This window comes from Rhodococcus sp. NPDC003348 (assembly GCF_053589375.1).
The window spans coordinates 20973-29072 of record NZ_JBSFRT010000060.1; the positions used below are offsets into that span (position 1 = coordinate 20973).

The 8100-nt window shown below is 68.6% G+C and carries 6 protein-coding genes; all 6 read left to right on the forward strand.

Annotated features, from left to right (window positions below; all coding sequences use genetic code 11):
- Window positions 1–141: 141 nt before the first annotated feature.
- The 6 genes from ACWDU4_RS26365 to ACWDU4_RS26390 are packed head-to-tail and all read left to right on the forward strand — an operon-like array spanning window position 142 to window position 8013.
- A complete protein-coding gene (locus tag ACWDU4_RS26365) occupies window positions 142–1509 on the forward strand; it encodes a flavin-containing monooxygenase (RefSeq protein ID WP_450116907.1) in 1368 nt (455 codons plus the stop codon).
- Between the two features lie 12 nt (window positions 1510–1521).
- Window positions 1522–2661: a serine hydrolase domain-containing protein gene (locus ACWDU4_RS26370; RefSeq protein ID WP_450116908.1), complete on the forward strand. Its 1140-nt coding sequence runs from the start codon at window positions 1522–1524 to the stop codon at window positions 2659–2661.
- Window positions 2661–3701: an NAD(P)-dependent alcohol dehydrogenase gene (locus tag ACWDU4_RS26375; protein WP_450116909.1), complete on the forward strand. Its 1041-nt coding sequence runs from the start codon at window positions 2661–2663 to the stop codon at window positions 3699–3701. The genes ACWDU4_RS26370 and ACWDU4_RS26375 overlap by 1 nt, the downstream gene beginning before the upstream one ends.
- Before the next feature lie 29 nt (window positions 3702–3730).
- Entirely contained in the window at window positions 3731–5389 is a 1659-nt protein-coding gene (locus ACWDU4_RS26380; RefSeq protein ID WP_450116910.1) for a class I adenylate-forming enzyme family protein, read from the forward strand.
- 49 nt (window positions 5390–5438) lie between these two features.
- Window positions 5439–7196: an N-acyl-D-amino-acid deacylase family protein gene (locus ACWDU4_RS26385; RefSeq protein WP_450116911.1), complete on the forward strand. Its 1758-nt coding sequence runs from the start codon at window positions 5439–5441 to the stop codon at window positions 7194–7196.
- 37 nt (window positions 7197–7233) lie between these two features.
- A complete protein-coding gene (locus tag ACWDU4_RS26390) occupies window positions 7234–8013 on the forward strand; it encodes an SDR family NAD(P)-dependent oxidoreductase (protein WP_450116912.1) in 780 nt (259 codons plus the stop codon).
- Window positions 8014–8100 lie beyond the last annotated feature (87 nt).

Consider the following 8100-nt stretch of genomic DNA (forward strand, 5'->3'; position numbering starts at 1 on the left):
CGTTAGTCACTTGACACACCGTCAGTAAACCTGTTCTATGGCGCATGTCACACCGATTGGGCTTCACCGAGCATCCTCCGACGGTGGTGGCGCGACCGTCGATCCCGCGCCTGCCCACCCCGCGCAGAGAGAAACATCGTCATGAAGAGCACCCCGCTACCTCGCGTCTGCATCATCGGCGCAGGACCGTCCGGAATCACGACCGCGAAACGGCTCAAGGACTTCGGCATCCCCTACGACTGCTTCGAGGCCTCCGACGAGGTCGGCGGCAACTGGTACTACAAGAATCCCAACGGAATGTCGGCCTGCTACCAGAGCCTGCACATCGACACCTCCAAATGGCGGCTCGCGTTCGAGGACTTTCCGGTCCCCGCCGAGTGGCCCGACTTCCCGCACCATTCGCTGCTGTTCCAGTACTTCAAGGACTACGTCGCCCACTTCGACCTGCGGGACACGATCACGTTCAACACCTCCGTCGAGCACGCCGAACGGGGAGACGACGGGTTGTGGACCGTCACGTTGTCCACCGGCGAGACGCGCACCTACGACGCGCTGATCGTGTGCAACGGGCACCACTGGGATCCGCGGACCCCGGACTACCCCGGCGAGTTCGACGGCACGCTGATCCACAGCCACGAGTACAACGACCCGTTCGACCCGATCGACATGCGCGGCAAGAACGTCGTGGTGGTCGGGATGGGCAACTCCGGCCTCGACATCGCGTCCGAACTCTCCCAGCGGTTCCTCGCCAAGAAACTGACGGTCTCGGCGCGCCGTGGCGTCTGGGTGCTGCCCAAGTACCTCAAGGGCACGGCCGGCGACAAGATGACGATGCCCGCGTGGATTCCCCGCCCCGTCGGCCTCGCTCTCAAGCGACGCTTCCTGAACAAGAACCTCGGCCCCATGGAGGGCTACGGCCTGCCTAAGCCCGACCACCAGCCCTTCGAGGCGCACCCGTCCGCCAGCGGCGAGTTCCTCGGCAAGGCGGGCTCGGGCGACATCGCGTTCAAGCCGGCCATCACCGCGCTGGAGGGCAAGCAGGTGCGTTTCGCCGACGGGAGCACCGAGGACGTCGACGTGATCGTCTGCGCGACCGGCTACCACATCAGCTTCCCGTTCTTCACCGATCCGAACCTGTTGCCCGACAGCGAGAACCGCTTCCCGCTGTTCAAGCGGATGATGAAGCCCGGCATCGACAATCTGTTCTTCATGGGCCTCGCGCAGCCGATGCCGACCCTGGTGAACTTCGCCGAGCAGCAGAGCAAGCTCGTCGCCGCCTACCTCGCCGGCAAGTACCTGCCCCCGTCGCCCAGCGAGATGCAGTCCGTCCTCTCCGCCGACGAAAAGTACTACCTCGGCCCCTACTACGAATCCCCGCGACACACCATCCAGTGCGAGTTCGACCCCTACGTGCGAAACCTGAAGAAGGAAATCGCCGACGGCGGCAAACGCGCCCGGGCCGCCGGCAACGTGTTGCCCGTTCCCGCTCGCGCGCTGCAGAACGCCTGATAAGGAGATTCGATGACACTGACACAGGGACTCTGCGCGGAGGGCTTCGAGCCGGTTCGCGAGGCACTCGAGCTGCAGCTCGCCTCCGGCGAGGAGCTCGGGGCGTCCATCTGCGTGACCGTCGACGGCGAACCCGTCGTCGACATCTGGGGCGGTCACACCGACATCGACCGCACAGCCGCCTGGCAGCGGGACACCATCGTCAACGTCTTCTCGATCACCAAGACGATGACCGCGCTCAGCGCGCTGCTGCTCGTGGACCGCGGCGTTCTCGACCTGAACGAGAAGGTCGCGCACTACTGGCCCGAGTTCGGAGCGAACGGCAAGGCGGACATCGAGATCCGGCACCTGCTCTCGCACACCTCCGGTGTGTCCGGCTGGGAACGGCCGATCGAACTCGAGGACGTCTACGACCACGAGTCCGCCGCCGCCCGACTGGCCGCGCAGGCCCCGTGGTGGGAGCCGGGCACCGCGTCCGGCTATCACGCGCTCAACTACGGGCACCTGATCGGCGAGGTCGTCAGGCGAATCGACGGACGCACCCTGGGCCGGTTCTTCGCCGAGGAACTGGCCGGACCACTGGACGCGGACTTCCACATCGGTACCGGCCCCGAGCATTTCGGCCGGATCGCGCCGCTGATGCCGCCGCCCGCGCTCGAGTTCGACATGGCGACCCTCGACCAGGACAGCATCCTGGTCAAGACGCTCACCTGCCCGCTGCTCGACTACGAGCGCACCTCGGACCCGCAGTGGCGCCAGGCCGAGATCGGGGCCGTCAACGGTCACGGCAACGCTCGATCGATCGCCCGACTGCAGTCGATCGTCTCCGGCGGCGGCGTCCTCGACGGCCGGACCTGGCTGTCGCCGGACACCGTCGAGGCGATCTTCCGGGAGCAGTCCAACGGTCTGGACCTGGGAATCATGACGCCGCTGCGGTTCGGGATCGGTTACGGACTGCCGCACGCACAGACGGCGCCCGCAGTTCCCGACGGCAAGGTCTGCTGGTGGGCCGGGGTCGGTGGGTCGTTCGTCGTCAACGACGTCGACCGGGGAATCACCTTCGCGTATGCGATGAACAAGATGGCGCCGGGGCTCATCGGTTCCGACCGTGCCGACGCCTACCTGAATGCGACCTTCGAGGCGGTGGCGTGATGCGCGCACTACAACTGACCGATCCCGGCGTGGTCGAGATCCGGGAGGTCCCGGTTCCGGAGATCGGCCCGTCGGACCTGCTGATCCGGGTCGGCGCGGCCGGGATCTGCCACTCCGACCTTCACCTGCTGCACTTCCCGGTGAAGATGCGGGAGGAGCCGCTCACCCTCGGGCACGAGATCGCAGGCACCATCGAAGCGGTCGGCAGCGAGGTGGACGGCCGCCACACCGGCGAACGCGGGATCGTCTACCTGTGCTGGTCGTGCGGCGTCTGCCGCGAGTGCGTCAGCGGCAACGAGAACGTCTGCCTGGCCGCGGGCCGGACCGCCATGCCGCCATGCCCCGGGCTCGGCCCGGACGGCGGCATGGCCGAGTACGTCCGGATCCCGGCCCGGTCGTTCGTCCCGATCGGCGACCTGGACTTCCTGCAGGCGGCACCGATGGCGGACGCCGCGCTGACCAGCTACCACGCGATCCGTGGGGCCCGGGACCACCTGCGCCCCGGGTCGACCGCGGTGGTGATCGGCGTCGGCGGGCTCGGGCACGTCGCCGTGCAGATCCTCGGCGCGGTGAGCGCCACCCGGATCGTCGCGGTCGATGTCGGCGCGACGCAGCTCGAACTCGCGAAGCGGTGCGGCGCCGACATCACTCTCGAGTCCGGGCCGGACACCGCCCGTCAGATCCTCGAGCTCACCGAGGGACGCGGCGCGGATGCGGTGTTCGACTTCGTGGGGATCGACGCCACCGCACGGATGTCGGTCGAGTCGGTGGCCCCCAACGGCGCCTACCGGATGGTCGGCCTCGGCGGCGGGGTCCCGGGAGTGACGGCCGAACCGTCCGGTGGCCCCGGCTGGCCGTGGGGCGCGTCGGTCCGGAAGTCGTACGGCGGCACCAGGAGCGACCTCGTCGACTCGATCGCACTGGCGCAGGCGGGCCGGCTGACCGTGGAGGTCGACAGGTTCGACCTCGCCGATGCCCGGACCGCGTTCGACCGCCTCGAAGCGGGGACGATTCGTGGTCGTGCCGTCCTCATCCCCTGACGTGAACCCAGTGATCGAAAGGAACGACAATGACGAAACCCGTTGACCCGCAGGCGTACATCGCATCCGTGATGGCCGGGCTGACGGGCCCGGGCGGACGGTTCGAACTCGGCACCGAGGATGTTCTCGGCACCGAGATCCCCGTGATGAGGAACCGGGACCGCGCACTCGGGGATGTCCTCGCTGCCTCGCTCGCCCACGGTGACCGCGACTATCTGGTCACCGAGGATCGCCGCATGAGCTACGCGGAGCACGGCCGGGCCGCGTACGCGCTGGCGCGAGCGCTGCGCGAGCGCTACGGCGTCGACCCGGGTGACCGCATCGGCATCCTCGCCGCCAACACACCCGAGTGGGTTGTGTCGTTCTGGGGCACCCAGGCCCTCGGCGCGATCGCCGTCGGCTTCAACGCCTGGTGGGCTCCACGCGAGATCGAGTACGGGGTCACGCACACCCGGCCCACCGTGGTGATCGTCGACAGCAAGCGCGCCGAACTGCTCCGCGAACTCGACCTCCGGATCACCGTCCTGACCATGGAGCGCGACATTCCCCGGCTCATCGAGGAATTCGCCGGCGGCGAGCTCCCGCACGCCGAGGTGGCCGAGGACGACCCGGCCGTGATCCTGTACACCAGCGGGACCAGCGGCCGCCCCAAGGGTGCGGTGCACTCGCACCGGAACCTGCTTGCAGTCATCGACTACCACCGGTACAGCGACGCGCTCGCCGCCGCGTTCGCGGGCGCCCCGATCGGCGACGGCCCGAGCGACCTGCGGTACCTGCTGACCTCGCCGCTGTTCCACATCGCCAGCCTGCACAATCTGGTCGTCCCGCGACTGGCCACCGGCGGGGCCGTCGTGATCCACCAGGGCTCGTTCGACGTGGACCGCGTACTGCGACTGGTCGAGCGCGAGAAGGTCAGCAACTGGGGCGCGGTCCCCACCATGGCGAACCGGCTGCTCGAGCACGACGGGCTCGACAGGTACGACCTGTCGTCGCTGACCGCGTTCGCCCTGGCATCCGCGCCGTCCTCCCCCGCGTTCCAGCAGCGGCTGCGGGAGAAGCTGCCGTTCGCCAGGGGCGCCCTGGTGGACAGCTACGGGCTCACCGAGTGCAGCACCGCGGTGTCCGTCGCGACGCCGATGGACCTGCAGGCGTTCCCGGGCACACTGGGGCGGCCGATCATCGGCGTCACCGTGCAGGTGCGGGACCCGCTCGGCGACCCGGTTCCCGACGGCGTGGAGGGCGAGATCTGTGTCCGCAGCCCCTACGTGATGCTGGGCTACTGGGAGGACGACACCGCGACCGCGGCCTCGATCACCCCCGACCGGTGGCTGCGGACCGGCGACTTCGGCGTCCTCGAGAACGGCATGGTCCGCCTGACCGGACGGCGCTCCGACCTGATCCTGCGCGGAGGCGAGAACATCTACCCGGTGGAGATCGAGCAGTGCCTCGACGAGCACCCCGAGGTCCTCGAGTGCGCGGTGATCGGGGTGGCGCACCCCGACCTCGGCCAGGAGGTCGCCGCGGTGATCGTGGTCCGCGACGGAGCCTCGGTGACCGAAGACGAGTTGCGCGAGTTCGCGGCCGAACGACTGGCCTACTTCAAGGTTCCGGCCCGCTGGCGGATCACCACCACTGCGTTGCCCCGCAATGCAACCGGCAAGACGATGCGCACCGAGGTGGTCCTCTGATGGAGCCCCGGTCGGCAACCACCACACGACGAGAATGGAGTGGTCTGCGATGACCTACGACGTCATCATCAAGAACGGCCTGTGGTTCGACGGCACCGGCGCACGACCCGAGACCCGCAACCTCGGCATCCGTGACGGCCGGGTCGCGGCCGTCACGGATGCCGCGCTCGACGAGGCGGACTGTCCGCAGGTGGTCGACGCCGCCGGGAAATGGGTCATCCCGGGCATCGTCGACATCCACACCCACTACGACGTCGAGGTCATCCTTAGTCCGGGGCTCACGGAGTCGGTGCGGCACGGCGTCACCTCGATCTTCCTGGGGTCGTGCTCGCTGTCGGCCGTCCATGCCGGCCCCTCCGACGCGGGCGACCTGTTCGGCCGCGTCGAGGCCATCCCGCGCAAATTCGTGGTCGAGACGCTCACCGAGTCCAAGAACTGGACCTCGGCGCACGAGTACGTCGAGGCGATCGAGGCGCTGCCGCTGGGCCCGAACGTGGCCTCCTTCATCGGCCATTCGGACATCCGTGCCGCGCAGATGGGCCTGGACCGGGCGACCCGTAAGGACGTCAAGCCCACTCCGGCCGAACTCGACGCGATGGCGGCCAAGCTCGAGGAAGCGCTCGACGCCGGGTTCATCGGCATGTCCTCGCAGGAACTGCTGTTCGACAAGCTCGACGGCGAGACCTGCCGGTCCCGCACGCTGCCGTCCACGTACTCGACGCGGAAGGAACGTCGTAGGCTCACCTCGATCCTGCGGCGGCGGGGCCGGGCATTGCAGGCCGGCCCGGACGTGGGCCGCCCGCAGTCCATGGTCGCGTTGGCGCTGAGCAGCGTGGGGCTCTTCCGCCGCCCGTTGAAGGTGAGCCTCCTGTCGGCCGCCGACGTGAAGGCGATACCGGGGATCGCACAGGTCTTCCCGGCGATGGCGCGGGCAGTCAACGGGCTGCGGGGCGACTTCCGGTGGCAGCACCTTCCCGTGCCGTTCGAGGTGTACTCCGACGGTATCGACCTGCCGGTGTTCGAGGAGTTCGGGTCCGGGGCCGCGGCGCTGGACCTGTCCAACCAACTGGAGGCGCGCAGCGCGCTGCTCGCCGACGAGTCCTACCGCCGCCGGTTCCGCAAGGACTACGACAAGAAGTACGGACCGCGGGTGTGGCACCGCGACTTCTTCGACGCCGAGATCGTCGAGTGCCCGGACCCGTCGGTGATCGGCAAGACGTTCGGTCAGGTCGGGGTCGACCGGGGTGGGGTCCATCCCGTCGACGCCTTCCTGGACCTGGTCGTCGAGTACGGGACCAAGGTGCGGTGGCGAACCACAATCTCGAACCACCGGCCGGAGGTGCTCAACAAGTTCGCCTCTGATCCCGGTATCCAGCTGGGCTTCTCCGATGCCGGCGCGCACCTGCGCAACATGGCCTTCTACAACTTCGGCCTCCGCCTGCTGCGTCGCGTCCGCGACGCCGAGCAAGCGGGGACACCGTTCATGTCCGTCGAGCAGGCGGTGCACCGGCTCACAGGCGAGCTCGCCGACTGGTACGGACTCGACGCCGGGCACCTGCGCGAAGGTGACCGGGCCGACGTGGTGGTGATCGACCCGACGCATCTCGACGCCTCGCTCGACGCCTATGCCGAGTGCCCGGTCCCCGAGTACGACGGTCTCTCCAGGATGGTGAACCGGAACAACGACGCAGTGACCGCGGTGTTCGTCCGCGGCGAATGCGTCGTCCGGGACGGACAACCGACGACCGTCCTCGGCAGCCGACGGACCGGACGGTTCCTGCGTGCCGGAGAGCGCGCCGCCCGATGATCCGACACCATGTGACAACCGAGCGGGAGGCGATTCTGTGAGCAGTGGACGATTTTCGGGGCGGACCGCCGTGGTCACCGGGGCAGCATCCGGTATCGGCGAGGCGATCGCGTCGCGGCTGCTCGCCGAGGGCGCGACGGTGGCGGGCATCGACCTCGCGACCGATCGCCTCGAGCGGATGGCGGAGGATTTCGGCACCGCGTTTCTGCCCACCCCTGCCGATGTGACCGTGGAGGTGGAGGTCGAATCCGCTCTCGCCGCCGCGGCGTCGAGGTTCGGCCGGGTGGACCTCGCGTTCAACGTCGCAGGCGCCTCCCGAGTCGGTGCGATCGTCGACCTCGACGAGGCGGACTGGGACTTCACCGTCGACCTCGTGCAGAAGGGCGTGTTCCTGTGCACCAAGCACGAGGCCAGGCACATTCGCGCAGGCGGTCGCGGCGGCGCGATCGTGAACGTCGCATCTCTCAACGCCCACGTGCCGATGCCGGCGGGCAGCCCCTACTCGACGGGCAAGGCCGGCGTGGAAATGTTCAGCAAGACGGCAGCGGTCGAGCTGGCCCCCGACGGAATCCGGGTGAACGTAGTGCTTCCGGGACTGGTCGACACGCCGCTGGTCGCCCCGGTGATGGCGTACGAGCCCGCGCGCGAGATGTTCCTCGAACGCATCCCGGTGGCGCGGGCGGCCACGCCGGAGGAGATCGCCGGGCCGTGCCTCTACCTGGCCAGCGACGACGCGACCTATGTCACCGGCGCGAGCCTGGTCGTCGACGGCGGCTGGGAGCTGTCCAACTATCCCGACCTCCGCCGGCTCGGGTGACCCGGGCCGCCCCCTGCTAGACCCCTTTTCACCGAATGTGGGATTCGGTCACTTGAAGTGACCGAATGTGGGATTCGGTCACTTCAA

Bases quoted from the DNA above. Each gene is read 5' to 3' on its own strand.
- ACWDU4_RS26365 (WP_450116907.1), top strand. From the start codon at position 142: ATGAAGAGCACCCCGCTACCTCGCGTCTGCATCATCGGCGCAGGACCG.
- ACWDU4_RS26375 (WP_450116909.1), top strand. From the start codon at position 2,661: ATGCGCGCACTACAACTGACCGATCCCGGCGTGGTCGAGATCCGGGAG.
- ACWDU4_RS26370 (WP_450116908.1), top strand. From the start codon at position 1,522: ATGACACTGACACAGGGACTCTGCGCGGAGGGCTTCGAGCCGGTTCGC.
- ACWDU4_RS26380 (WP_450116910.1), top strand. From the start codon at position 3,731: ATGACGAAACCCGTTGACCCGCAGGCGTACATCGCATCCGTGATGGCC.
- ACWDU4_RS26385 (WP_450116911.1), top strand. From the start codon at position 5,439: ATGACCTACGACGTCATCATCAAGAACGGCCTGTGGTTCGACGGCACC.